Genomic DNA, 25,573 nt, shown 5'->3' with positions numbered 1-25,573 from the left:
TTTAGATAAATATGAAAAATTCAATTAAATATTTAATAGCTTTTATAAGTCTGATATCCTTGTCTTGTGCAAACGATGTGGAAGATGTGCAAGCTGTTACGGCTGATTCAAGTTTTAAATTACTTACGCCGACTTCAGATTTTAATCTTGTTCTTGACGGAGCTAAATTAAATGATTTAGCAACTACTTTTGTATGGAATGATCCTGCAAATGCTACAGGTACTACGATCACTTATACAGTGCAAGCGGCTAAAGCAGGTACTAATTTTGCGACTCCGGTAGTAATAGGTACAACAACCAATCATTATTTAGATGCTACCGTTGGTAAATTAGATGCAACAGCAAAAAGTTTAGGATTACCTGCTCTTATTGAAGGTCAAATGGAAGTTCGTATCAAAAGTAGTGGTACTGCAGAAACTTCAAATTTTTATACCTTAAAAGTAACTCCATACCTGCCAAATTGGGGTATTATTGGAGGTGCTACTCCACTTGGTTGGGACAAAAGCACAGATATGACTTTTAATCCTATAAATGGCACTTATTCAATTTCATTAGCTTTAACAACTGGTGAATTTAAATTTAGATTAGATAATGCCTGGACAACCAATTATGGAGACACTGGAAATAATCTTTCATTAGAAGCTGGCGGGGATAATATTCCTGTAACAGCGGGTAATTATACTATTGTAGCTAATTTTACAACCAAAACTTACACCATCACACCCATAACAAACGCTTGGGGTATAATTGGAGATGCTACAACAACAGGTTGGGGTTCTGACACGCTTTTGGATTACAATTCCACAACCAATAAGTATTCTATTATTATGAAAATGAAATTGGGATCATTCAAATTTAGATTAAATCACGATTGGGGTACTAATTATGGTGATGATGGAAATAATTTGTCATTAGATAACGGAGGTTCCAACATTGCTATTACAGATGCGGGTACTTATTATATTACTGTTGATTTTACAGGATTGACTTATACAATTAAAAAATTATAATTTAAAAGATATAAAAATGAAAAATATAATTAGATTTCTAATTGCTTTTATCAGTATTTCTGCAATATCTTGTACGGATGATGTTGAAGACAGAGAAGCTGTAAGTATAAATACTGCTCCAACTCTAAAAACACCGTCTACAGGTTTTGATTTAGTACTGGATAAAAACAAACCAAATGATCTTGCTACCACTGTAGTTTGGGATTATGCGGTATACAGTGGGACTTCCACTATAGTTACCTATAGTATTGAGTTTGCAGCTGCAGGAACAAAATTTGCAAAGCCTACCGTTGTAGCTACCAGCACAAATAAATTTAAAAATTTTACTGTAAATGAGTTGAATTCTGCTGCATTAAGTGCCGGTTTTGCTCCGTTTCTTAAGAGCTCAGTAGATGTACGTGTATTATCTACAGTGGGTACAACAGGAAGTTTATCGCAACCATCAAACTCTTATACCATAAAATTAACACCATATCCGGCATGGCCTAACTGGGGAATTATTGGTAGTGCTACCCCTACAGGATGGGACGCTGACACTAATTTGGATTACGATTTGGCAACCAAAAAGTATTCAATCACGATGCCCTTGACGGCAGGTGGTGAGTTTAAATTTAGATTGGATGATGGTTGGGCAGATAATTTTGGTGATGACGGGAATAATTTGACGTTAGATGCTGGTGGAGCTAATATTCCAGTTGCTGTGACAGGAACTTATAAAATTGTTGTCGATTTTGCAGCAAAAACATATACCATTACAAAAGTATAATTAGTTTATAATTACCGTAAAAGGGCTATTTTTTAATAGCCCTTTTTTTATAAAACCAAAAGTTATGAAAAAAACTATTCTCTTATTTTTGTTTTTCTTGTCAATAGTAGTTTCTGCTCAGCAGCAAACGGTTACTTATACAATTAATCCAAGTCCTTTTGAAGAGACAACATCAATCACTATTACCATTAATGGGAATAGTGTAAATGAAACGGCTTGGGGAGTTTCTGGAAATTCTTTATATATGTGGGCATGGGCCTTTGAGATAAATGACACAACCCAAAAAGGGACCCCACTGAATGGTTCTTGGACTGCTTCTGACGAAGCGAGTAAATTCACCTATAATGTGGGTAATGATACTTATACAAAAACGATTACGCCCACAACTTATTACAATACGACAGGAATAGGTAAAATAGGTTTTTTGATAAAAGCCAAAGATGGAACTGGAGACAAAAAATCACAAGATATTTTAGCTGAAGTCGGGGCTTTTCAAGTAAATCTAACAGCTCCTTTACAAAACAGCTCCACTATAATCGCCTCCAGCGGAAGTCTTTCTATAGCTGCCACCAACACCAATGGCGTGGCGAGTTACAACTTAAAATCGAATGGGGTAAGTATCAATACTAATCCGAGTACTTCCAGCTATTCCTTCAATCAAACCAACATTAAAGACATCCAAAACTATGAATTGGAAGTAACTCAGGGAACTACTATAGTTACCAAAAAATTTACTGCAATCATTAATCCAGGAGCCGTTTCAGAAGCAATCCCAATGGGATTATTGGATGGAATCAATTATAATACTTCCGATGTTGCAAAAGCAACTTTAGTTTTAGACGCTCCGTTAAAGGATTTCGTATACGTCGCAGGTAGTTTCAACAGCTGGCAACCGGATGCGAGCTATGCCATGAAAAAGGATCCTGGTTCTGGCAAGTTTTGGTTGGAATTAACCGGATTGACGTCTGGTGCAAATTATACCTATCAGTATTGGGTGGTGGACGCAACGCCAATTGCGGGAACACCATCTCTGGTAAAAACGGCCGATCCCTATTCGACTCTTGTTCTGTCACCATTTGATGATCCCGGGATTCCAGTGATCAATTATCCAAATCTTCCGGCGTATCCTGCAGGTCAGGAAAGAGAAGTTACCGTATTACAAACGGGAAAAGCCGCTTATACTTGGAGTAGTGCCACAACAAATTTTGTTAAGCCTGTTAAGGAAAAATTAGTGGTTTATGAATTGTTGGTTCGCGATTTTGACGCCAACAGAAGCTACCAGGACTTGATTAATAAAATTGATTATTTCAAAAATTTGAAAATAAATGCAATTGAATTAATGCCCGTGATGGAATATGAAGGCAATGAAAGTTGGGGATACAATACCTCTTTTCACATGGCTTTAGATAAATTCTACGGTACTTCTGATAAGTTAAAAGAGTTTGTGGATTCATGCCATCAAAACGGAATTGCCGTTATCCTTGATGTCGCTTTAAATCACGCTTTTGGAAGAAATCCGATGCTTCGTATGTGGATGAATGATCCTGATGGCGATGGATGGGGTTCTCCTTCAACTGAAAACCCTTATTTTAATACAACAGCTATGCACAGTTATAGTGTTGGGGAAGATTTTAATCATCAACAGCCCAGAACACAAAATTATGTGCAACGTGTGATTAAGCAATGGGTAGAAGAATATAAAATTGATGGCTTCCGTTGGGATTTAACCAAAGGTTTTACCCAAAATTGTCCTGCTAATGTTGCTGGTGGTCAAGAAAACTGTACAGGTAGCAAACAACAAGATAGAGTAGATGTATTGCGAAAATATGCCGATTATTCATGGAGCTTAGATCCAAATCATTATGTTATTTTCGAACACTTAGGCGGAAATGATGAAGAGCAACAATGGGCAAATTACAGACTTAATGAGACGCCAAGTAAAGGAGTGATGATGTGGGGAATAATGACTCAGCAGTACAACAATCTGACTAAAGGCTATGCGGCCAATATTTCTGGAATGAACTCCACAAGCAGAGGATTTACTGCACACCGATTGATGGGGTATTCCGAGAGTCATGATGAGGAGCGTCTGATGTATAATAATGTACAATCTGGAAACAATACAACTGCGGACCATAATGTAAGAACACTAAATGTAGCTTTATCCAGAATGTCAGCTTTGGGCGCTGTCTCTTTGTTGGTTCCCGGCCCTAAAATGATTTGGCAGTTTGGAGAACTGGGTTGGGAATCTTCTATCTTCACTTGTAATAACGGAACTGTAAATACTCCTACTGATGCTGCTTCAGGCGATTGTAAGTTGGACACTAAGCCACAACCGCAATGGGTAAATAATTGGTTAGGAGACACCAATAGAAATAAAATTTATAACGATTGGGCAAAGATGATTACAATGAAATCTGTTGAATCGGTATTTTCGGGAACTGCGACCATTGCCAATACAAGTTCACTGTATCCAAATATAAAAATCACAAACTCTGCTTTGGCGTCAAGCCAACTTAAAGATGTTTTGATCTTGGCTAATTTTAATGTAACCGCACAAAATGTAGCAACTGGATTTCCTTACACCGGTGAGTGGTACAATTTGATGGATAATACTTCTATCAATGTGATTAGTACGTCAGCCTCAATTACTTTGCAACCGGGCGAATTTAAAATTTATGGAAATAAAACGGCATCTTTGGCAATAGCAGATTACGAAAAATCACCAACGGTTTTGTTGTATCCAAATCCAGCGTCCAATTATTTTACTTTAAATAAAACTACTTCTAAAGTACAGATTTTTTCAATCAGTGGACAATTGGTAAAAAGTTTTGATGCAAATCAATCCGAAGGACATCAATTTATAATTAGTGATTTGAATCAAGGTCTTTATATCGTAAAAGCGTATAGTGAGAATAATGAGGTTCAGGTGATGAAGTTCATTAAGAAATAATACGGTTTGTTTGTTTGTTTGTTTGTTTGTTTTGATTTTTGAAAGGCTGTCCCTAAAAGGACAGCTTTTTTTGTATAAAAAAACTGCTCCATAAAGGAAGCAGTTTTTAACAAATTAAGACAACTAAAAAGAATTAAATTTTACCATCTTTGATTTCATCTACAATTTCTGGATTCAACAACGTTGAGGTATCACCAAAATTAGAATAATCCCCTTCGGCTATCTTACGCAAAATTCTACGCATGATTTTACCGGAACGTGTTTTTGGCAAACCAGAAACAAACTGTATTTTATCCAGTTTTGCAATTGGTCCTATGTGATCGGATATGTGTTGGTTTATCTCTTTGCTAAGGTTTTCTCTATCACGATACTCTCCAGTTTCTTTTAAAATTACAAAACCATACAAGGCATTTCCTTTGATGTCATGTGGGAAACCAACAATGGCTGATTCCGCAACTGCCGGGTGTTCATTGATGGCATCTTCTATTGGTGCAGTTCCCAGATTATGTCCTGAAACAATAACGACGTCATCTACACGACCTGTAATTCTATAATACCCAACTTCATCACGTAAAGCACCATCACCAGTAAAATATTTACCTGGAAAGGCAGAGAAATAGGTGTCTTTGTACCGTTGGTGGTCTCCCCAAATGGTTCTTGCAATTCCCGGCCAGGGAAATTTAATACACAAGCTTCCCGTAACCTGATTTCCTTCTATTTCGTTGCGTCTTTCATCCATTAAAACAGGCTGAATTCCCGGTAAGGGAAGTGAAGCGTAAGTTGGTTTTGTTGGGGTTACAAAAGCGATTGGTGAAATCATAATTCCTCCGGTTTCGGTTTGCCACCACGTGTCAACTACCGGACATTTTTTGTCTCCTACGTGGTTGTTGTACCAGTGCCAGGCTTCCTCGTTGATAGGTTCTCCTACGGAACCTATAACTTTCAAAGAGGTTAGTTGGTAGCGTTGTACGTATTCGATGCTCTCTTTTGCCAAAGCTCTAATGGCAGTTGGAGCAGTATAAAACTGAGTTACTTTGTGCTTTTCGATAGTTTGCCAAAAACGACTAAAATCAGGATAGGAGGGAACTCCTTCAAAAATTACCGTCGTGGCTCCATTCAATAACGGACCGTAAACAATGTAGGAATGTCCGGTAATCCAACCAATATCAGCAGTACACCAAAAAATGTCATTTTCTTCATAGCTAAAAACATTCTTGAAAGTATAAGCAGTATAAACCATATAACCAGCCGTAGTATGCACCATTCCTTTTGGTTTTCCGGTTGAACCCGAAGTATAAAGAATAAACAAAGGATCTTCAGCATCCATGATTTCAGCAACATTATTATCTGATGCTTGGTCTAAAAGAGGTTGCAGCCATTGGTCACGACCTTCTTTCATTTTTACGGAAGTATTTGTTCTTTTAACCACTAATACGTTCGAAACTCCAGGACAAGAGTTCAATGCATCGTCAATTATTCCTTTTAAATCAATCGTTTTATTACCACGATAACCACCATCTGATGTGATGACCATTTTGCAATCACTGTCGTTAATTCTGGTAGCAACAGCAGAAGCCGAGAATCCCGCAAAAACAACCGAGTGGATAGCTCCAATTCTGGCGCAAGCCAAAGTGGTAATGGCTAATTCAGGAATCATTGGTAAATAAATGCAAACACGATCTCCTTTTTTTACGCCTTGCTCCCGTAAAACATTCGCCATTTTGCAAACGCGTTGGTGCAATTCGTTATACGAAATGTGTAATGCTTCTTCATTGGGATCATTCGGTTCAAAAATGATGGCAGTTTTATCTCCTTTTTTAGCAAGATGTCTGTCAATGCAGTTTTTAGTGATGTTTACTTTAGCGTCAACAAACCATTTTATTTCGGCTTCTGCCATATTAAAATCGACCACTTTTTCCCATTGTTGGTACCAAGTGAAATTTTCGGAAGCAATTTTGTCCCAGAATTTTTTTGGTTCGCGAACTGATTTTTTGTATTCTTTAAAGTATTCTTCTAAGGTGTTAATTTTATAGCGACTCATAGTTATGATATTTTCTTATTTAGTATTATAAACTCCGATTTCATATTTTTTCAAAACAGCAATTATTTCATCAACAATGGATTCATCATCAATGGTGGATGGAATTTGGAATTCCTCGCCATCGGTAATGCTGCGCATCAGTTTTCGCAGGATTTTCCCCGAGCGTGTTTTTGGTAATCGCTTTACAATCACTACATTTCTCAATGAAGCAACTGCCCCAATTTGGTGTCGAACCAGTTTAATGATTTCTTGTTCCAATTGATAATGTTCGATTTCATCCCCTGATTTGGTTACCACCAAAGCCAAAGGAATTTGCCCTTTCAACTCATCTTGAATTCCAATAACGGCACATTCAGCCACGGAATGATGGGAAGCAACAACTTCCTCCATTTCCGCCGTTGACAATCGATGTCCCGCTACATTTATCACATCATCCGTTCTTCCGGTGATGAAAATGTAACCGTCTTCATCTTTATAACCACCATCTCCAGACAAATAATAACCGTCAAATTTGCTGAAATAACCCGCTTTGAAACGTGCTTCGTTTTCCCAAATGCCTAGCATATTTCCAGGAGGCAACGGCAGTTTTACAACCACTAAGCCTTCTTCATTTGCATTTAATTCTTCACCGTTTTCATTAAAAATCCGAATATCATATCCGCAAACTGCTTTTGTGGCTGAACCGGATTTGACTGGCATTTTTTCAATACCAAGGGAATTGGCAATCATTGGCCAGCCCGATTCTGTTTGCCACCAATGGTCAATTACAGGAATAGGAATGTGCTGTTGGTACCATTGCAGTGTGGCATTGTCACAACGTTCTCCCGCCAAAAATTGATTTTTAAGATGGCTTAAATCATATTGTTTGATGAATTCTCCGTCTGGATCTTCTTTTTTGATGGCTCTAATGGCGGTTGGAGCCGTAAACATGGTGCCTACTTTATGCTCTGAAATAATTCTCCAAAACGTACTCGCATCCGGAGTTTTTATGGGTTTGCCTTCAAAAATTATGGTTGTATTTCGGTTTAATAACGGTCCGTAAAGAATGTAGCTGTGACCCACTGCCCATCCCATATCCGATGCTGCCCAAAAAGTCTCGTCTTCTTTTACATTGTAAATGTATTTCATTGAAAATTTCAATGCCACGGCATATCCTCCGGTATCTCTAACAATTCCTTTTGGTTTTCCCGTAGTTCCCGAAGTGTACAAAATATACAACGGATGATTCGAATGCAAAGGAACACAAGGTGTTTCTTCCGAACCGTAAACCAAGGCATCATAATCAACATCATATTTTTTAAACGGAACTCTTGCTCCTAATTTTCTGTTGAAAACAATGACTTTTTTTGGTCTGTGTGAAGCTAATTCGATTGCTTCATCCACTAACGGCTTGTAGGCGATTAATCGGTCAATTTCAATTCCCGAAGAGGCGGTTAGGATAACTCTCGGTTTGCAATCATCAATCCGAATAGCCAATTCATGTGGTGCAAATCCGCCAAAAACGACCGAATGTGTCACGCCAATTCTAGCACACGCAAGCATTGCAAAAGCTGCTTGCGGAATCATTGGCATATAAATAATTGCGGTGTTGCCTTTCTTTAAACCAAGCGAGAGCATTCCTCCGGCAAGTTTTGCCACCTCTGTTTTTACTTCAAAAAAAGTGTATTTTTTTACCGTTTGTGTGACCGGTGAATCATAAATAAGAGCCACCTGATCTCCATAACCATCTTGAATATGCTTGTCTAATGCCAAGTAACAGATGTTTAATTCTCCGTCTTTGTACCAAACCGGATAGCCGTTTTCATCTTTTGATAAAATAGCTTCCGGTTTATTATACCATTCAATCTCCATCGCTTGTTCTTTCCAGAAAGCTTCAGGTTGATCGATGCTGTTAGTATAAAAATCTTTGTAATTCATTTTGTTGTTGGTTGTTTATAGTTTAAAAAAGTCGCGCAATGAAGTTGAAATCGAATAACTTAAATCAATCCCTGGACCTGTTCGACCAATTTTTTGACCGAAAAAGGCTTGAGTACATATAAATTTGCACCTAATGAAAGTCCTTTTTCAATATCTTTTTCTTTGTTTTTTGCCGTTAGGAAAATGACTCTGCAATTTTGCAGTCGAGGATCTTTTTTAATTTGTTCCAATGTTGCGTAGCCATCAACCATGGGCATCATCACATCCAGAATGATCACATCCGGAAGTTGGTTCTTCAGAATTTCTAAGGCTTCTTGTCCGTCTCGTGCAATGAAAACTTCAAAATTGTTCTTTTTGAATGTGTATTCAAGTGACATGACAATATTTGGTTCGTCATCTACAATTAAAATTTTTTTCATTTTTTAATAATTTTCAGTAGTATTATAATTGGGTAGAGTAAAAATAAATGTTGCTCCATTTGTCTCCGTGTTATCCGCCCAAATTTTTCCTTTATGATGTTCTATAATCTGTTTGCAAATGGCCAATCCTAAACCGCTTCCGATTGGTTTTTTTACATTTTGATTTCGGGATTGATAAAATTTATCAAAAATGGCTTCAAAATCTTCTTCCTTAATTCCTTTGCCATTATTATGGATTCGGACTTCAACAACCTCTTTTTTCTCTTTTATTTTGATGCTGATTTTTCCATCTGTTTCGGAACTGAACTTTATGGCATTTGATAACAAATTGTAAATGACCTGAATGATTCGTTCTTCATCATAGAATGCTTTTATTTCTTTTGCAGCTTCATCGAATTCAATGCTTATTTTTTTATTTTTAATCAATTGCTTTAATGAAAGCAACGTTTTTTCAACGGTTTTGGAAATGTTATTTTTCGAAAGATAGATTTTTTGTTTTCCGGTTTCGAATTTTTCCAAATCCAGTATTTTGTCTATCAAACGATTCAAACGATCCGATTCAGAAATGATATTTTGCAAGAACTGTTTTCTTAGTTCTTCCGGAATATCGTCGTCATCATGAAGGATTTCGCTTGCAGCTCGAATGGCAGTTATTGGTGTTCGTAACTCATGGGTAACTGTGTCTAGAAATTCGTCTTTTTGAATGTCTTTGTTGACCAATTCCTGATTGGCATTTTTCAGTTGAATGGATATTTTTTTTAATTCGTTGGAGGTATCTGTTAGTTTCTTGTTGATAATAATGTTCTCTTTGGATTCTTCGAGAATTCGTAACACTTCAGTCAGGCTTATTTTATCTTCTTTTACGACGCTTGATATTAAAATTTTGGCGGAAGCCGTACCAATATGTCCTGTCAATAAATTCTCGGCAAACTTTATAAATCGGGCATCGGCCGTGGTGATGTTTTTATCAATATTGTATTTTAAATTGAAAATATTCATGGCTCTTTTGGTTCTTTCTTCTCCAAGAAATCGCTGCAACACTTTTTGAATATCAGAAATATAAGCGGTTCCTTTCCATACAAAAGCGTTTTCGTGATTGGTGATGTATTTGTCAATATCGACAAACATTTCGGCATAATTGCGTTCTCTGTAATTGCCTTTGAAACTCACTGAAACTGCAGAATAACTCAGGATATTAATTAATAAGCTCCAAAATACAGCGTGCGGAATAGGATCTAAATAATCCAATCCAAATAGTTGAAAAGGCTTTAGCAATTCAATTCCCCAAGGTCCTTCCTGAATAAATAGACTCGTTGATTTTGTGATTCCAATAGCGTACGGAATTAGCAACGTGTAAAAACAGGTTAAAAACCCAAGAATAATACCAGTTACCGCACCATATCTAGAGCCTCTTTTCCAGAATAATGCACCAAAAAAGGAAGGAGCCAGTTGGGCTATAACGACAAAGGAAACCAATCCGATGGAAACTAAAGAATAGTCCAAAATGAAAATTCTATAGATGGCATACGCCAAAATGATAAGAGAAAAAATCCCTATTTTTCTACTGTTTACAATTCGTTTGCTGTTTTTTACCTGTGAAGAATTTTCTAGTGAACCAATGAAGCCATACGGAATTAGTAAGTTGTTGCTCAGCATCGTGGCGAGCGCAATTGAAGATACAATAATCATTGAAATGGCTGCTGAAAATCCGCCCAAAAAAACCATCACCGTCATTACATTATTGTTAAATAACTGTGGAATCAGCAGTGAATAGGTATCTGCATTATGATCTTTGCCATCAAAAAGAATATTACCTCCCCAAGCAATAGGGAATACAAAAAGGTTGAAAAGTAGCAGGTACAACGGGAAAAGCCAAATCGCAGTTCGAATGTGGGTTTCTTTATTGTTCTCGACAATCGCAGTGTGGAATTGTCTTGGCAAAAGGAAAATAGCAAACATGGATAGAATGCAAAGAAAAAACCAATTGATTCCGTTTGTAATGCCGCCAATCGTATTTTTTTTATCGAAATCTTTCAGGACAGCCGCTTTTTGATAAATGTCATCAAAACCGTCAAAAACAAAATAGGTAACATAAATCCCTACGATCAAAAAGAAAACTAACTTCAAAATAGATTCCATGGCTACTGCAGTTACGATTCCGCGTCTTTTCTCGGAAGCATCTACGTATTTAGTGCCATAATAGGATGCAAATAAAGCCAGCGCCATACAAACATAAGTGGTTGTATCAGTGAAAATATTGTCACCCGATTGTGTTTTTGTAACAATATGGAAGGTGTCTGAAATTGATTTTAACTGTAAAGATATATAAGGTAAAATACCAACAATGCAAATCGTAGTTACTAAAGCTCCCAGAAATCTACTGTTTCCGTATCGTAAAGAAATAAAATCGGCAATACTGGAGATTTTATTTACCCTCGAAATTCGGATAATTTTCTTAAGAATGATCATCCACGTTGGGATAATTAATATGGGACCTAAATAAATGGGTAAATAACTCAAACCAGATTCTGCAGCAACACCAATACTTCCGTAATAGGTCCAGGCTGTACAGTATACGGCTAATGAAAGGGAATAGATGTAGGGATTATTTGTCCATTTAGAATGGCTTCTTTTTTCGGACCAATAGGCAATGTAAAAAAGAATAGATAAATAAAGCAACAATATTAATAAAAGTCCTATGCTATTCATAATATCGTTTTATGATTAGATAGGAAGTAGCAATTGAAAATAACCAAGCCGAGAAGATATAAATATAGATTATTGGGAATCCAAAAAGCGGTTTAGAACTGTCAAATAAAAGCAAAAGAGGTATGTTCAAAGCTAATAGCATTAGCATTGAAAGGATAACCAACTTTTGTTCATGTCTCTTTTTCATAAGAAAATGCAGTTTGCTTTGCAGCGGAATGTGCTTTCGTTTTATATAGATTCTGTATTCGAATCTGTGTTTTTTATTTAAAAAATAAACAATCTCTGCAAAAACATGTAGAGATTGTCTATTTTGGTAATGGTTTGGTTAACTGTCTTTTTCATCGTAATCTCCCATTAAGGAGAAGTACCCAAAGGTTCCCAATCCTAAAACAATTAATGGGGTTAGTATAAAGAGTATAATTATTCCGAAAACTAAGTCTTCTTGTTTTCCGGACATCAATTTTGGTAATCCAAATGTGAAGATGCAAAAATAGGCTGCGGCAGCTGCTAATGCAATCCAAACTAGTCCTAATATTCTTTTTATCTGATTCATATGTTGATATTTATTGTTTTTTAGCGGTCATATGTAATTCGCATATCATCATTGGTATTTGCAACCCAATTGCAGTGATGCTCATTTCATAGCTGCGTTTTTATTCGTGAGCGTTTTTATCTTTATTTTTAATGTAAACCATTCCAACTACAAAACTGACTGAAGCAATAATAATTGGATACCAAAGTCCTTCAAGATAAAATTCCGGATGGCCTAGGTCTTTCGCATTGGTAACAAAATAGGTTGAAATAGCAGGAAGCAGTCCCCCAAAGATTCCATTTCCTACGTGGTATGGCAATGACATGGATGTGTACCTGATTTTTACCGGGAACATTTCAACTAAGAATGCGGCAATAGGACCGTAAACCATAGTCACGAAGATCACTTGTATGAATACTAAAAATATTAAAGTCCAATTGTCACTAGAATTAATTTTTACAGTTGTTTTAGTGTCAACCTTCGCTTTACCATCCACCACGATTGCTACACCGTTTTCTAAATGTACGGTTTTTATTTCTTGAAAAGTAGTTCCATCCACATACTCTTTGCTGGTAGTGTAGATTGAATCCATAGTCTGTTTTTTGGTTTCCTTTAATTCAGCCAGTATAGTTGTTTTTTCCACCATTTCAGTTTTGTTTTTTACTGATGTGGTTTCGTACATTTGTTTGTAGATAGGTCTGTATAATAAGATAGCCAATAACATTCCGCCCATCATAATGTATTTTCTACCTACCTTATCACTCAACCAACCAAAAAACACGAAAAATGGGGTTCCAAGAATTAAAGCAACTCCTAATAAAGTATCCACTTGAGATGAGTCAATGGACATTACTGTTTTCATGAAATTCATGGCGTAAAACTGACCAGTATACCAAACAACACCTTGTCCCATTGTAGCTCCAAATAAAGCCAGTAATACAAATTTCATATTGTATCGATTTCCAAAACTTTCTTTCAAAGGATTTGTACTTGTTTTTCCTTCGCTTTTAGCTTTGGCGAAAACAGGTGATTCATCCATGTTTTTTCTAATCAAATACGAAACTCCAACCATAACTATGGATAACCAAAACGGAACTCTCCATCCCCATTCATCAAATTGTTCTGGTGTTAAGATATTTCTTGTAGCAAGAATAACCATCAATGAGATGAATAAACCCACCGTTGCCGTAGTTTGAATCCACGAAGTCCAGTATCCTCTTTGTCCTACTGGCGCATGTTCGGCAACGTAAGTCGCTGCTCCACCATATTCACCACCCAGTGCAAGACCTTGAAGCAAACGAAGAATTAATACTAATAAAGGCGCCATGAATCCAATGGTTTCATAACTAGGGATACAACCTATTAAGAACGTGGCGCCACCCATTAACAAAAGCGTAACCATGAACGTGTATTTTCTGCCAATTAAATCTCCTAATCTGCCGAAGAAAAGGGCTCCGAAAGGACGAACTACGAATCCGGCTGCGAACGTTGCCAAGGTGGATAAGAAAGCTGCTGTAGGATTATCTGAAGGGAAAAATTTTGTTGAAATGACAACGGCTAAACTTCCAAAGATGTAGAAATCATACCATTCGATCATTGTACCCATTGAGGATGCGGAAATGACTTTCCAAATTCCTTTTGTTGATTTATTACTCATTTATTATTTAGTTTTTGGTTGGTTTATAGATAAATTTGAAGTTGTACTACGAAGTCTCCTAATGATCCTGAGCGGTTTGTTAGAGAGGTGTATACGGGTCTAGTTGAATATTGTGCCGTTATTTTGGCATGGTGCCCATCTAAGAAAAAGTTAGATCCTACATCAAACTGTGTGCTTGATTGTTCCAAAGCATCAAAGTTTTTATAGGTAACAGCACCAAAAGGCTGGATACGAATTTTAGGTTTCGCTTCTTTACATGGCAATAAAACACCTGCTTGTGTGTACCAAATATTTCCAGATCCCATCGTTGGCTGTGCATTTCCAGCTCCCGCTATAGCTCTACTCCCTGTGAAATTTGGATCTACTGAGCCAATGTTCATAATCCCAACATTACGCAAATAATTAGGACCAAAATCATAATCATATAGGACACTGTAACCTGTAACGGCCATTTTGTTTTCTTTTTTTCCAATTGGCATATCAAGAAAAACATCGGCAGAGAAAAGTTTGATATCATGTTTGTTGATCGTGCTGTTTACAGAAGTTTTTGTGGCATCAGGCGCAGTGTAAAAACCAGCACCAATGTTGAATACTTTTTTAGTTCCTAAATAGCTGCCTACTTTAAAAGGCAATACATTGGCTTCTTGATCTAAAAACTGGTATTCGAAATAACCGGCCTTAGACCATTTTGTCATACCACTGTTATCTACAGCTACGGCATTCGATGCATTCGTGGTGTTGGTAGGTATTAAGTTGGTAGCATAAGGTTTGTTGTAACTAACGCGGTATTCTAGTTTGCCATATTTCCCTTTAGCAAATAAACCCACTTGTCTGGCAAACTGATCAGAGTTTTCAATTAGTGGCCAGTTAAAAATTGGTGCGTCTATGGTTAAGAAGTTTAGCGTTGAAGCCATCGTTAGTCTAGACAATCCCATGTAGTAGTGCAATCCAGCACCGAGGGTGAAACTAAATTTTTTATCTTTTTCTGGTAAAACAACTGCATATTCATTCCAGGCATCGTGAAAAAATAAACCAGGTTTTTTTCCGGCACCATAGCCACCAGTACCTGAGGTTCCTGCTGCGCCACCGTTAATAAAAGTTTGGTTGTTGATTCCAAAATGGGTTAAGATCATGTATCTTTTGGATACTTGTGCATAAGCTAGAAAACGCAAACGGCGATTACCAATGTCTGTTGCAGTTGAAGTTGCTTCGCCACCAATCATTGTTCCTGGATTCATCTGAGCGGAACGCATCCAGATCTGGTTCCATGCAATTACACGCATGAATTTGGAACCGTCTTCGTTCAGGTTAAATTTCAATCCAGCTCCATAGTCAGTAGAGCCTTGTGAAAAACCTTTTAGCGACAATAATAAAACTGCCGCTACAATAAAAATTTTTTTCATAAATAAAATTGTGGTTTTTAAATGGTTGGTTAATTAAGTGCCAAATTCTAATTTTTTGTTTATAAAAAAAATTAAGTTATATATATGTGTAAAGTGATATAGTTAGTCTTTAAAACGCTCCCATTTTATAAGCATAAACTTATCTCCAAGCTCTGTGATAATCATTCCTGCTCCGGATAATTGGTCTTTGTTTTTAAGGTATTCAATAAGTTCTAAATGGCTTAATATCTTGTAAGTAGGATGGTAGTTGGCATGGGATGGTTTTTTTATGTTAAATGTTTTAACCCAGTTGCTTACCGTGACATGGGAAACCCCGATAATGCGCTCTATTTCGCGATAGCTCAAACCCTCCAGGTACAGCTGCAGTGCTTTGGTGACATAGTAATCGTCTATTTTTTTTCCGATTTTATTTACAGTGAAAAAATACTTGCAATTTTTGCATAAATACCTTTGTTTGCGGTTGATTACGCCACTTTTCACGATGTGGTCATTTTGACATTTCGGACAGGTTAAAAGTTCCATGTATATAAATTTTGCATAAATATAGTAATTTAGCAATTATTATTTTTAGGATTTCATAAAAAAACATAAAAATAGTTACGAAAGCCTTATTTTTATTGGCAAAACTATCAGATATTGCTAAAAGCAAGCTGGTTTTTTAAATGGATTTCTCAACTTGTAAAGGCTGCGATTGTTTAATAATTAGGTTGTTTTTTAAATACGATGGATTGTATCCCCTAAATTGGGTTTCATCGGTTGAAGTCTTTTATATCCCAAAAATAAAAAAGGGTTTAGCTTTTTTCAAAGACTAAACCCTTTCCTTTATGTTCTACTAATGTAGATTTTTTTAAATACGATTATAAATTTTAATCGACTCGTTTTAAAATTTCACCGTTTGGATGCACTACTAATTTACGCACTTCATTATTTTTTTTAATTTTAAGATGATATTGTTTCTTGATAACATCACCATCTTCCTGAGTGTATAGAAACTTGTCGTTGATAATTTGCCAGCCCGGGAACTCTTTATAAATGGAATAAATCACTTTGCTGGGAAGTTTGACGTTTTTATAGTTTTCTACAACACGTGTTAGTTTTCCATTTCCATTATAGGTTGCTGCCAAAGAGCCATTTGTGGTTGCCATCGTCACTAAATAACTATCAAAACCTTCGTAATCTTTCCCCAGATTATAGCTAATAAATTGCTCTTGCATTCCTCTGACACTTGCGTCAGGATTTTTGTCGGTTAAATAAACAGAGAAATCTTTTCCGGCACTTCGAATTACCACTTCGGGTAATTGTTCTAATTTAAGACTTTCTTCTTCTGTATCACTATCATTCTTGTCTTGGGAATAAGAAATAGTGATAGACCCTAAAAAAAACAAAATTATAATAAATGATTTCATGACTTTCTTTATTTAATATTAAATCACTAATCTTTAATACTAAAATAAATTATAAGGCCTTTGATTTTCCTCCCCTTTCTGTTTTGTTAATTTATTTTATTTCTTAATAAATTGTTGTACGAATAGTTCTGATTTACATTTAATAACATTTGTTTGCTTTAGTAAAATTATGTTTTTTAGTTAGGGAATACAGTTAATGAAATCCATTTTTTCTGTTAAAAAGAACTAGATAGTGTTGCTTTTTTTTAATAGGATTAGTGGGTCGTAGACGAAAAATCGAAATTATGACTGTCCGCTAAAAGGATCCCGATTATTTTGCACTGTCATCAACAATGAGATTAAGAGTCAATGTTGTCAAAATAATCTTAAAAGAAATTACTGAATGTCGCAAATGCCAATTGATGTCTTTATTTCTCATTGTTAAAACAAGAAAAAGCCAGCATCTCTGAACCTCTTAACCTCACTGTTTAAAGATTATAATGTTTTCGTTGTTAAATTCAATATTTACGTAGGTTTAACAAGAGTTTTTGTGAGGTTTAATTTTAATAAAGCTATTGAAATGGTTTTTGGAGTAACGGCGGGTCATACAGAAATTTGACTTGCAAAAAAGACTGGTTTTTTATCGCTTTAAATGAAGAGATAAAAAAGTAGTAAAAGGAAAATCTTATTAAGATTTGCAGGGTTTAGATTTACTAATATTCATGTTTAATTTTTATAGCTCTAAAGGTTTTGGAGTTGATCTGGTTTTGGACTTGATCCATAAATAATATAAAGACGATGCATTTTTGGAAGGGTTTAAAAACAAAAAACCCGAATCCCGAAGCGTCGGGGCTATTCGGGTTTGGTGGTACCTCCAGTACTGTCCCGACGCTTCGGGATCGGGAGAACCAGGGGCACATGTTATTTTCTTTTAGATAGAATGTCTTTCAAAATAGCGTGGTTAATAATAATTTTTTCGATAAAAATTCTACTTTTCATTTTCTTAATTAATTTTTCAAGAAAAGTGGCTTCTTCTCTGTTCGAGCAATTTAACAGTAAAACTAATTCCCAGTCATTAGCAATTTTTGTAAATGAATCTGAGTAGGAATGTTGGTTGTGTTTTATTATTCTTTCATCAATATTATGTGTTTCTCCGATATAGAATTTATTAGCTGATTTTGAATAAAGAATATAAAGATGATGCATTTTTGGGAGGGTTTAAAAACAAAAAACCCGAATATTTCTATTCGGGTTTCGTGGTACCTCCAGGGATCGAACCAGGGACACATGGATTTTCAGTCCATTGCTCTACCATCTGAGCTAAGGTACCGTTCTTATTGCGGGTGCAAATATAGGATGATTTTTAGTATATCCAAAACATTTTTTTAAAAAAATCAATTCGTACCTTCGCAACATCAAAATGTAAATTATGATTCTAACGGTTGATATAGGAAATACCAGAATTAAAGGTGCTGTTTTTGAGGGTAGTACTCAAATCGATACTTTTTTTTTCACTAAAAATGATTTCCAAAAAAAAATCAAAAATATTTTAAAAACGCACCAAAAAATAACTCATTTGGTGGTTGCATCTGTTGGGGATGTCGAAAAAGAGTCTTTTTTGGAATTTAAAAAGGAGCTAAATGTTCATTTTATATCCCACCAGGATCCTTTTCCTTTTTTGAACGACTATGAAACCCCTCAGACTTTAGGAATTGACCGAATGGTTCTTGCTGCCGGAGCGACACTCCAATTTCCTAATCAAAACAGATTAGTTATTGATGCGGGAACCTGTGTTACTTTTGATTTTATAGATGATAAAAACAAGTATCATGGTGGCGCAATTGCTCCGGGATTGCGATTGCGGTATGAATCCTTGCATCATTTCACGGCAAAATTGCCTTTGTTAACCTTGGAAAACCCTAAAGATTTAATTGGGAAATCAACTTCGGAATCAATTCATTCCGGAGTAGTAAATGGTTTGGTTTATGAGATTGACGGTTTCATAGATGAATATAGAGCACGGTATTCAAATTTTATAATAATTTTAACGGGTGGAGATACAGATTTTTTGGCTAAACGATTAAAAAATACCATATTTGCCAATTCAAATTTTCTTTTGGAGAGTTTGAACCAAACATTTCAATATAAAATCAAAAATGATTAAAAAAATTATAATAAGCGCGTGCTTGCTTTTGTCACTTGTGTCCTTCGCTCAAGAAGGAACTTCATCACCTTACTCTTTTTACGGAATTGGCGACATAAGATTTAAAGGAACGCTTGAAAATCGTTCTATGGCAGGAGTTGCAGTCGAGCAGGATAGTATTCACATTAATTTAGAAAACCCAGCCAGTTATGCAAGTCTAAAACGTACGACCTTTGCAATGGGCGGTACTTATGGGACAAGAACTTTGAAAACTAACACGGAATCAACAAATACGCGCAGAACTACTTTGGATTATTTGGCTATCGGTTTGCCTTTAGGTAAATTCGGATTGGGTTTTGGATTAATTCCATATTCTTCTGTAGGATATAAGATTGAAAAACTATCCTCAGAAGTTGGCGAAACAAACAAACGTTTAAGCGGAACTGGTGGTCTTAATAAAGCGTTTTTAGGAATTGGTTACGAAATTGCCCCTCATTTTAGTATTGGTGCTGATGTAAATTATAATTTTGGTAAAATTGAAACCAATAGTTTAGAAATTATTACAAATATTCCTACAGGTACCCGTGAATTGAATGCTGCAGAGTTGTCTGGAGTGAATTTTAATATCGGAACGATGTACCAGACTAAAATAAACAAAAAACTCTCTTTGTACAGTAGCTTAAATTATACTATAGAAGGTAATTTGACTTCTAAAAACACAAGAAATATATCAACGGTGATTTATAATTCAAATTTTGATTTAGCTGTTGTAGATACATATGGGGATCAAAAATCACAATCTGATGTAAAATATCCAAGCAAAATATCATTTGGTTTGGGAATTGGCGAATCTAAAAAATGGCTTTTAGGCGGGAAAATCGCGTATCAAAAAACTTCTGGACAAGAGAATGCCTATAATAAAGCGGATAATGTGGGTTATGGAAGATTTGGAAGTGTAAGTCTTGGAGGATATTACATTCCCAACTATAACTCATTTTCAAATTATGCTAAAAGAATTGTTTACAGAGGTGGGCTTAAATATGAAAAAACAGGCTTGATGGTTAATTCAGAGTCTATAAATGACATGGGCTTAACGCTTGGAGTTGGTTTGCCTATAACAGGTAGTTTTTCAAATGTAAATTTCGGTTTTGAAATGGGTAAAAAAGGGACAACAAATGCAAATTTGGTTCAGGAAAATTATGCTAATTTCAGTGTGAGTTTTTCACTTAATGATAAATGGTTCGATAAAAGAAAATTCGACTAGAACTTCATAAGTAAATTTAACCACATTGCTTTGTCAAGAACAGTATATGACTTTACTAAAAAAATATAAAATATTTCCAGTAGTCACAGTTTTTGCTGTGACTCTGTTTTTTGGTTGTGAAAGCAATTTTAAAGAAGTCCAAAAAATTAATTTCTCCGACTTTGTTCCCGGTGGTGATGCCGATAATGTAAATTTAAAATATACCGATTCAGGATTGATTAAATCAATTTTGGTTAGTCCAAAAATGCTAGATTTTTCGAATGTTGATTTTCCTTTTACCGAATTTCCAAAAGGAATAGATGTAACTTTATATGATAATAAAGCAAAAAGAACCTTTATAACGGCAAATTATGCGGTTTCCTATAAGTTGACGAATATTATTGATTTGCAGGGAAAAGTAAAAATTAAATCGGAGAACGGGCAGATGCTGGAAACCGAACAGTTGTATTACGACCAAAAAAACGAATGGTTTTTTACCGAGAAAAAATTTAAATTAACAGACCTTAAAGGTTCCTCGAACGGGCAAGGCATCGATTTCAGTAAAGATTTCAAAGTGATTAATTCGCAGAGAATCACTGGTGAATTCCAATCTGCCGAATAATTTTATAAATTCTAATTATGACTTACTTAAAATACGTACCCTATTTTTATTTGGTTTTTGCTGTCTTTTTTATCTATGACGGGGTCACAAAATTCAATGATCCTACTGCAACACCATGGTTGAGTTTTGGGATTGCGGTAGTGGCAGTATTTATGTTTTTCTTCCGAATGAAATTTGGAAAAAAATTTGAAGACCGAAGCAAAAAATCCTAAATTATGGAAATTAGTATCATAATATTGTGTTTAATACTATGTGCCTTTTTTTCAGGAATGGAAATTGCTTTCATTTCTTCCAATAAGATTTATCTTGAAATAGAGAAAAAACAAGATAATTTTCTCTCTAGAATCCTTACTAAACTTACCGAAAAGCCCTCTAAATTTATTGCCGCCATGCTTATTGGAAATAATATTGCATTAGTGATATATGGGTTTTTTATGGGCGAGTTATTGATGCGCTGGATCGAATCCTTTGGTTATCATCTTTCCAGTTTAATAGATTTATTAATTCAAACTATTCTTTCCACACTAATAGTTCTGATTACTGCCGAGTTTTTGCCTAAAGTATTCTTCCAGATTTATGCCAATACGTTAATACGGATTTTTGCTGTTCCGGCTTATGCTTTTTATGTTTTATTCTATTTTGTTTCTAGCTTTTTTATCTGGGTTTCCGATTTTGTTTTGAAAAAATTCTTCAAAACCGAAGGCGATCAGGTGCAGATTTATTTCAGTAAAGTGGAGCTTGGGAATTACATAACAGAGCAAATGAGTACTGTTGAGGATAATGAAGAAGTGGATTCAGAAATACAAATGTTTCAAAATGCTTTAGAGTTTTCCGGAGTAAAAGCGAGGGATGTGATGAGTCCCAGAACTGAAATCGTTGCGATAGATTTATACGATTCTATCGATGAATTGAACAAACTGTTCATTGAAACCGGGTATTCAAAAATTGTGGTTTATGAAAACTCTTTAGATGATATTGTGGGTTATGTACATTCGTTTGATTTATTCAAAAAACCCGGCAGTATCAAGGAAATCGTGATTTCAGTAGAGTTTGTGCCGGAAACAATCTACATCAAAGACGCGATGAATTTACTGACCAAAAAGCGAAAAAGTGTAGCAGTTGTTTTGGATGAGTATGGCGGAACTTCGGGAATCATTACGATAGAAGATATTGTTGAAGAGCTTTTCGGGGAAATCGAAGACGAACACGATTCAGAAGAGGAATTAATTGAAAAGGAATTAGGGGATGACACTTACCTTTTTTCGGCTCGATTTGATGTGGAATATATAAATCAAACCTATAAACTTCATATTCCGGAAAGAGATTCTTATGGAACACTCGGTGGTTTTATAGTTGATTTCACCAAAGAAATTCCTCAAAAAGGGTCTGTAATTACCATTGGAACCTTTCATTTCGTCATAGAAGAGGCCACAAATAAGAAAATAGAATTAGTTAAAATGGCGGTGCGAGAGTAGTTTTTTTTATAAAATTGAAAATTCTTGCAAAATAAAACGCTACTAGTATAATTATTAATTAGATAATTGTATTTTCGCAAACTGAATATAAAAATTAACAACAATAGAAATGGCAGTTTTAGCAAAAATTAGACAACGTTCCGCTTTATTGATAGCAGTTATTGCACTTGCATTATTTGCATTTATAATACAAGATCTTATCGGTAAAGGTGGCTTTGGTCAAAGTACCAAAGATGTAGGTAGTATCAATGGAAAAGATATTGCATTCGAAGATTTTAGAATCAAAGTAAGCAATGTTGAGAAAAGTGGTGAAGGTATCACTTCAACAGCAGCAGCAAACAGAGTTTGGGATCAGGAAGTTTCTATAGCTTTATTGTCTTCAGAATTTGAGAAATTAGGATTGCGAGTTGGTGAAAAACACATACTTGAAATTTTAAAATCAGATGAAAATATTGGAAAAAATCCATTGTTCTTAAATGCAGCAGGGATGTTTGATATTGCTAAATTTAAAGAATATTTTAAATCAAATCCAGCACAGGCTCAATATTTGAAAGACAGAGAGAAAGATGCGGAGTTGAATGCGAAATATCAAATCTACAACACTTTGATTAAAGCGGGTATTTATACTACTGAAAGCGAAGGAAAAATGAAATATGAAATGGAAGCCAACAAAGTAAATTTTGCTTACGTTGCTGGTTTGTATTCTACCATTAAGGACAGTGATGTAAAAGTGACTGATGCTGAAATTGTAGATTTCATGAAGAAAAACGAAAAGAAATTCAAAGCTGACGAATCACGTGAAGTGGAATATGTTTTGATTGAAGATAAAGCTTCGAAAGAAGACGAAAATGAGGTTAAATCTAAAATAAACGGATTGTTATCCGGAAGAGTAGTGTACAATCAGGCAACTGGTAAAAATGATACTTTGTCAGGATTCAGAAATGCGACTAATACAATTGAGTTTGTGAATTCAAATTCTGATGTTCCTTACGATTCAACTTATATTGCTAAAAAAGATTTGCCGGCAGTTGATGCAGATAGATTATTCAATCTTGCTGCAGGTGAAGTGTACGGTCCTTATATGTTTGGAAAATACTACTGTATTTCTAAATCAATGGGTATGAAATCAGGAGTAAATGCAAAAGCAAGCCATATTTTGATTAGCTATGAAGGAACACAAGTTCCTAACAAAAAAGAGAAAAGAACTAAAGAAGAAGCTAAAGCTAAAGCAGAATCTATCTTGGCTCAAGTGAATGCAAATCCAGATAGTTTCTTGATGTTGGCTTTCACCAATTCAGATGATTCTTCAGCGCAACAAGGTGGTGATCTAGGTTATTTTGGTCCAAACCAAATGGTAAAACCGTTTAATGATTTCGTTTTCAATAACTCAATCGGAAACGTTGGGTTAGTAGAAACTCCATTCGGTTTTCATATTATCAAAATCACGGATAAACAAGACGGAATTCGTTTAGCAACTGTTGCTCAAAAAATTGAAGCTTCAGAAACAACTTCAGACAAAATATTTACACAAGCGACTAAATTTGAAATGGACGCAACGGATAAAGATTTTGGTAAAATTGCAAAAGACATGAAACTTACGGTAGCTGCTCCAGTTACTTTGAAAGCAATGGACGAGAGTTTTGGTCCTTTAGGGAATCAAAGATCTATCGTTAGATGGGCGTTTGAAGATGGTGCTAAAGTTGGTGCTGTAAAAAGATTTGAAGTGGCTAATTTAGGACATGTAATTGCAAAACTTAAAAATGTTGACAAATCTGGTTTGGTAACCGTTACGTTAGCGAGACCTTATGTGGAGCCAATTCTTAAAAACAAGAAAAAAGCGGAATTGATCAAAGCTAAAATGACAGGTTCTTCACTGGAAGCGATCTCAAAAGCTACTGGTGCTAAGGTTCAACAAGCAACTGGTTTAACTATGGAAAATCCAATGTTAATGGGTGCAGGTCAAGAGCCTAAAGTTGTAGGAAATGCATTTGCATTAGCTGCAAACAAGCTATCTGCTCCTATTGAAGGAAATACTGGAGTTTATGTTGTGAAAAACAGCAGCACAGTAAAAGCGCCGGCTATGAAAAATCATGCTCTATATGTAGCTAAATTGAAAGCACAAAACGCTTCTGATGTGAACAGAGTTATTCCGGCTTTGAAAAGTAGTGCTAAAATTGAAGACAACAGAAAACAATTCAATTACTAATATTTTATAAGTAATTAATTCAAATAGAAATCCCGATACATTTTTAGTGTATCGGGATTTTGTTTTTTATATAGTTTTGTTTGAAAGCCTGAGCGGAATTTAAGATGATAATTTAATAGTAGAATTAGAGTAATATCATTTCATCATAAGGAATAATTGTACCATATCCCTTTGAGGCAAAATAGTTGGTTGGGTTTTCATCCGTAATTGCCATAACAAAATCTCCTCCCCAAGCGCCAAGGCTTTTGATTGAGCCATTAAAATCAGGAAACAAAGATTCCTTTGCGGTTTTTATTTCTAAGATGTTACTCATGTCAGTCTCGTGTTTTTCTATTGCTGAGGCAAATGATTTAAGAGTTGTTGCCTTCAAAGCTTCAAAAGTTAATTTGTCGTTTGAAGCAATTGTTCTGGCCAAATTGTGTTTTTTATTGATGTTGTATGATGTTATTGCGGCTTTACTGCTTTGCTTTTTGTTGAGATATACAAAATAGAGGTCTTTAGTAAATGAAGGATTAAAGACAACTTTTTCAACATTCGGTTTTCCTTGTTCTAAATGATATAAGATGGGAGTGTCGTTTTGTGCGCAGGCAATGTCATAACCGCTTCCTCCAAAACTGTTTTTAAGCAACACAAAAGCATCAATTTGCAGCCATTGGGCAATGTTGTTGATCAAAGTAGACGAGGTGCCTAAACCCCAACTTTTAGGAAACCCAAGTTCAGTGGTAATTGTGTATCCTTTTGAATTAGTAATGAAATCGGGATTTAATACAAAAGCTTCGTGTAAAATAGCGATTAATGTTGATTTAACGGAGTCGCTTTCTGAATTTCTTTCTTTCGAAATATCCGAAAATGAAATGATGTCTTCAAACCAAATGCTACCGTTGGAGTCGTAACTTTTCCATTGTATTTCTTGATTGGTTCCTTTTTCCACGATTAAATTTTGTCCGAATTTTGTGGGTAAAGCAAAGGCTTTAGCACCATCCAGAACAAGATATTCGCCTGTGACTAAAAGTTTTCCGTTACTGTAGAATGTTTGTTTCATTATTCTTGTTTTAATCTCTGTCAGGGTTCTTAACCCTTACAGAGATGTCG

The 25,573-nt window shown here is 35.5% G+C and carries 21 protein-coding genes and 1 tRNA gene; 9 read left to right on the top strand and 13 right to left on the bottom strand.

All coding sequences use genetic code 11. The annotated features are described in order from the left end of the window. The first annotated feature begins 11 nt into the window (after positions 1–11). From ACFX5E_RS08670 to ACFX5E_RS08660, 3 genes are all read left to right on the top strand, one after another. The gene (locus tag ACFX5E_RS08670) at positions 12–1,010 is read left to right on the top strand and encodes a SusE domain-containing protein (protein WP_379854808.1); all 999 of its coding nucleotides are present in this window, start codon (positions 12–14) and stop codon (positions 1,008–1,010) included. 16 nt (positions 1,011–1,026) lie between these two features. Continuing rightward, entirely contained in the window at positions 1,027–1,776 is a 750-nt protein-coding gene (locus tag ACFX5E_RS08665; RefSeq protein ID WP_379854807.1) for a SusE domain-containing protein, read from the top strand. A gap of 64 nt (positions 1,777–1,840) precedes the next feature. After that, entirely contained in the window at positions 1,841–4,729 is a 2,889-nt protein-coding gene (locus ACFX5E_RS08660; protein ID WP_379854806.1) for an alpha-amylase family glycosyl hydrolase, read from the top strand. A 133-nt stretch (positions 4,730–4,862) separates the two neighbouring features. Here ACFX5E_RS08660 and acs read toward each other — a convergent pair whose 3' ends face one another. The 12 genes from acs to ACFX5E_RS08600 form a co-directional block, all read right to left on the bottom strand. Next, on the bottom strand, positions 4,863–6,770 hold the full coding sequence (gene acs, locus ACFX5E_RS08655; RefSeq protein ID WP_379854805.1) for an acetate--CoA ligase: 1,908 nt from the start codon (positions 6,768–6,770) through the stop codon (positions 4,863–4,865). A 15-nt stretch (positions 6,771–6,785) separates the two neighbouring features. After that, positions 6,786–8,687: an acetate--CoA ligase gene (locus ACFX5E_RS08650; RefSeq protein ID WP_379854804.1), complete on the bottom strand. Its 1,902-nt coding sequence runs from the start codon at positions 8,685–8,687 to the stop codon at positions 6,786–6,788. 59 nt (positions 8,688–8,746) lie between these two features. Then, complete coding sequence (locus tag ACFX5E_RS08645) at positions 8,747–9,106, bottom strand: response regulator transcription factor (RefSeq protein ID WP_379854802.1); 360 nt, start codon at positions 9,104–9,106, stop codon at positions 8,747–8,749. Between the two features lie 3 nt (positions 9,107–9,109). After that, on the bottom strand, positions 9,110–11,815 hold the full coding sequence (locus tag ACFX5E_RS08640; protein WP_379854801.1) for an ATP-binding protein: 2,706 nt from the start codon (positions 11,813–11,815) through the stop codon (positions 9,110–9,112). After that, a complete protein-coding gene (locus ACFX5E_RS08635; RefSeq protein ID WP_379854799.1) occupies positions 11,808–12,002 on the bottom strand; it encodes a hypothetical protein in 195 nt (64 codons plus the stop codon). The genes ACFX5E_RS08640 and ACFX5E_RS08635 overlap by 8 nt, the downstream gene beginning before the upstream one ends. Positions 12,003–12,140: 138 nt before the next feature. Further along, positions 12,141–12,368: a DUF6814 family protein gene (locus ACFX5E_RS08630; protein ID WP_379854797.1), complete on the bottom strand. Its 228-nt coding sequence runs from the start codon at positions 12,366–12,368 to the stop codon at positions 12,141–12,143. Positions 12,369–12,468: 100 nt separating this feature from the next. Continuing rightward, complete coding sequence (locus ACFX5E_RS08625) at positions 12,469–14,004, bottom strand: MFS transporter (RefSeq protein WP_379854796.1); 1,536 nt, start codon at positions 14,002–14,004, stop codon at positions 12,469–12,471. Between the two features lie 23 nt (positions 14,005–14,027). Continuing rightward, positions 14,028–15,407 (bottom strand): porin, encoded by a 1,380-nt coding sequence (locus tag ACFX5E_RS08620; protein WP_379854795.1) that lies wholly within the window; start codon positions 15,405–15,407, stop codon positions 14,028–14,030. A gap of 102 nt (positions 15,408–15,509) precedes the next feature. After that, positions 15,510–15,929, bottom strand: coding sequence for an IS1/IS1595 family N-terminal zinc-binding domain-containing protein (locus ACFX5E_RS08615; RefSeq protein ID WP_379854794.1), 420 nt, complete (start codon positions 15,927–15,929; stop codon positions 15,510–15,512). A gap of 344 nt (positions 15,930–16,273) precedes the next feature. Further along, complete coding sequence (locus ACFX5E_RS08610) at positions 16,274–16,813, bottom strand: hypothetical protein (protein WP_379854793.1); 540 nt, start codon at positions 16,811–16,813, stop codon at positions 16,274–16,276. 900 nt (positions 16,814–17,713) lie between these two features. Then, a complete protein-coding gene (locus ACFX5E_RS08605) occupies positions 17,714–17,998 on the bottom strand; it encodes a GIY-YIG nuclease family protein (RefSeq protein ID WP_379854792.1) in 285 nt (94 codons plus the stop codon). A 51-nt stretch (positions 17,999–18,049) separates the two neighbouring features. Then, positions 18,050–18,122, bottom strand: a tRNA-Phe gene (locus tag ACFX5E_RS08600). Positions 18,123–18,221: 99 nt separating this feature from the next. Between ACFX5E_RS08600 and ACFX5E_RS08595 the strand changes: the two genes are divergently transcribed. From ACFX5E_RS08595 to ACFX5E_RS08570, 6 genes are all read left to right on the top strand, one after another. Next, positions 18,222–18,956, top strand: coding sequence for a type III pantothenate kinase (locus tag ACFX5E_RS08595; protein WP_379854791.1), 735 nt, complete (start codon positions 18,222–18,224; stop codon positions 18,954–18,956). After that, positions 18,949–20,199 (top strand): hypothetical protein, encoded by a 1,251-nt coding sequence (locus ACFX5E_RS08590; RefSeq protein ID WP_379854790.1) that lies wholly within the window; start codon positions 18,949–18,951, stop codon positions 20,197–20,199. Before ACFX5E_RS08595 ends, ACFX5E_RS08590 begins: the two co-directional genes overlap by 8 nt. A gap of 46 nt (positions 20,200–20,245) precedes the next feature. After that, positions 20,246–20,800: an LPS export ABC transporter periplasmic protein LptC gene (gene lptC / locus ACFX5E_RS08585; protein ID WP_379854789.1), complete on the top strand. Its 555-nt coding sequence runs from the start codon at positions 20,246–20,248 to the stop codon at positions 20,798–20,800. A 17-nt stretch (positions 20,801–20,817) separates the two neighbouring features. Further along, a complete protein-coding gene (locus ACFX5E_RS08580; RefSeq protein ID WP_379854788.1) occupies positions 20,818–21,012 on the top strand; it encodes a hypothetical protein in 195 nt (64 codons plus the stop codon). A gap of 3 nt (positions 21,013–21,015) precedes the next feature. Next, on the top strand, positions 21,016–22,275 hold the full coding sequence (locus ACFX5E_RS08575; protein ID WP_379854787.1) for a hemolysin family protein: 1,260 nt from the start codon (positions 21,016–21,018) through the stop codon (positions 22,273–22,275). A gap of 109 nt (positions 22,276–22,384) precedes the next feature. Next, complete coding sequence (locus ACFX5E_RS08570) at positions 22,385–24,481, top strand: peptidylprolyl isomerase (RefSeq protein WP_379854786.1); 2,097 nt, start codon at positions 22,385–22,387, stop codon at positions 24,479–24,481. A gap of 124 nt (positions 24,482–24,605) precedes the next feature. Here ACFX5E_RS08570 and ACFX5E_RS08565 read toward each other — a convergent pair whose 3' ends face one another. Then, positions 24,606–25,523 (bottom strand): GYDIA family GHMP kinase, encoded by a 918-nt coding sequence (locus ACFX5E_RS08565; RefSeq protein WP_379854785.1) that lies wholly within the window; start codon positions 25,521–25,523, stop codon positions 24,606–24,608. Positions 25,524–25,573: the final 50 nt, after the last annotated feature.

It is taken from the genome of Flavobacterium xylosi, from assembly GCF_042787345.1.
Taxonomy (GTDB): domain Bacteria; phylum Bacteroidota; class Bacteroidia; order Flavobacteriales; family Flavobacteriaceae; genus Flavobacterium; species Flavobacterium xylosi.
Note: the sequence above shows the minus strand (reverse complement) of the source record. Positions and strands in the feature narration are given on the sequence as shown.

Bases quoted from the DNA above. Each gene is read 5' to 3' on its own strand.
- lptC (WP_379854789.1), top strand. From the start codon at position 20,246: ATGACTTTACTAAAAAAATATAAAATATTTCCAGTAGTCACAGTTTTT.
- ACFX5E_RS08630 (WP_379854797.1), bottom strand. From the start codon at position 12,368: ATGAATCAGATAAAAAGAATATTAGGACTAGTTTGGATTGCATTAGCA.
- ACFX5E_RS08595 (WP_379854791.1), top strand. From the start codon at position 18,222: ATGATTCTAACGGTTGATATAGGAAATACCAGAATTAAAGGTGCTGTT.
- ACFX5E_RS08605 (WP_379854792.1), bottom strand. From the start codon at position 17,998: ATGCATCATCTTTATATTCTTTATTCAAAATCAGCTAATAAATTCTAT.
- ACFX5E_RS08650 (WP_379854804.1), bottom strand. From the start codon at position 8,687: ATGAATTACAAAGATTTTTATACTAACAGCATCGATCAACCTGAAGCT.
- ACFX5E_RS08625 (WP_379854796.1), bottom strand. From the start codon at position 14,004: ATGAGTAATAAATCAACAAAAGGAATTTGGAAAGTCATTTCCGCATCC.
- ACFX5E_RS08565 (WP_379854785.1), bottom strand. From the start codon at position 25,523: ATGAAACAAACATTCTACAGTAACGGAAAACTTTTAGTCACAGGCGAA.
- ACFX5E_RS08610 (WP_379854793.1), bottom strand. From the start codon at position 16,813: ATGAAATCATTTATTATAATTTTGTTTTTTTTAGGGTCTATCACTATT.
- ACFX5E_RS08580 (WP_379854788.1), top strand. From the start codon at position 20,818: ATGACTTACTTAAAATACGTACCCTATTTTTATTTGGTTTTTGCTGTC.
- ACFX5E_RS08640 (WP_379854801.1), bottom strand. From the start codon at position 11,815: ATGAATAGCATAGGACTTTTATTAATATTGTTGCTTTATTTATCTATT.
- ACFX5E_RS08645 (WP_379854802.1), bottom strand. From the start codon at position 9,106: ATGAAAAAAATTTTAATTGTAGATGACGAACCAAATATTGTCATGTCA.
- ACFX5E_RS08590 (WP_379854790.1), top strand. From the start codon at position 18,949: ATGATTAAAAAAATTATAATAAGCGCGTGCTTGCTTTTGTCACTTGTG.
- ACFX5E_RS08615 (WP_379854794.1), bottom strand. From the start codon at position 15,929: ATGGAACTTTTAACCTGTCCGAAATGTCAAAATGACCACATCGTGAAA.
- ACFX5E_RS08670 (WP_379854808.1), top strand. From the start codon at position 12: ATGAAAAATTCAATTAAATATTTAATAGCTTTTATAAGTCTGATATCC.
- ACFX5E_RS08570 (WP_379854786.1), top strand. From the start codon at position 22,385: ATGGCAGTTTTAGCAAAAATTAGACAACGTTCCGCTTTATTGATAGCA.
- ACFX5E_RS08635 (WP_379854799.1), bottom strand. From the start codon at position 12,002: ATGAAAAAGAGACATGAACAAAAGTTGGTTATCCTTTCAATGCTAATG.
- ACFX5E_RS08660 (WP_379854806.1), top strand. From the start codon at position 1,841: ATGAAAAAAACTATTCTCTTATTTTTGTTTTTCTTGTCAATAGTAGTT.
- ACFX5E_RS08620 (WP_379854795.1), bottom strand. From the start codon at position 15,407: ATGAAAAAAATTTTTATTGTAGCGGCAGTTTTATTATTGTCGCTAAAA.
- ACFX5E_RS08575 (WP_379854787.1), top strand. From the start codon at position 21,016: ATGGAAATTAGTATCATAATATTGTGTTTAATACTATGTGCCTTTTTT.
- ACFX5E_RS08665 (WP_379854807.1), top strand. From the start codon at position 1,027: ATGAAAAATATAATTAGATTTCTAATTGCTTTTATCAGTATTTCTGCA.
- acs (WP_379854805.1), bottom strand. From the start codon at position 6,770: ATGAGTCGCTATAAAATTAACACCTTAGAAGAATACTTTAAAGAATAC.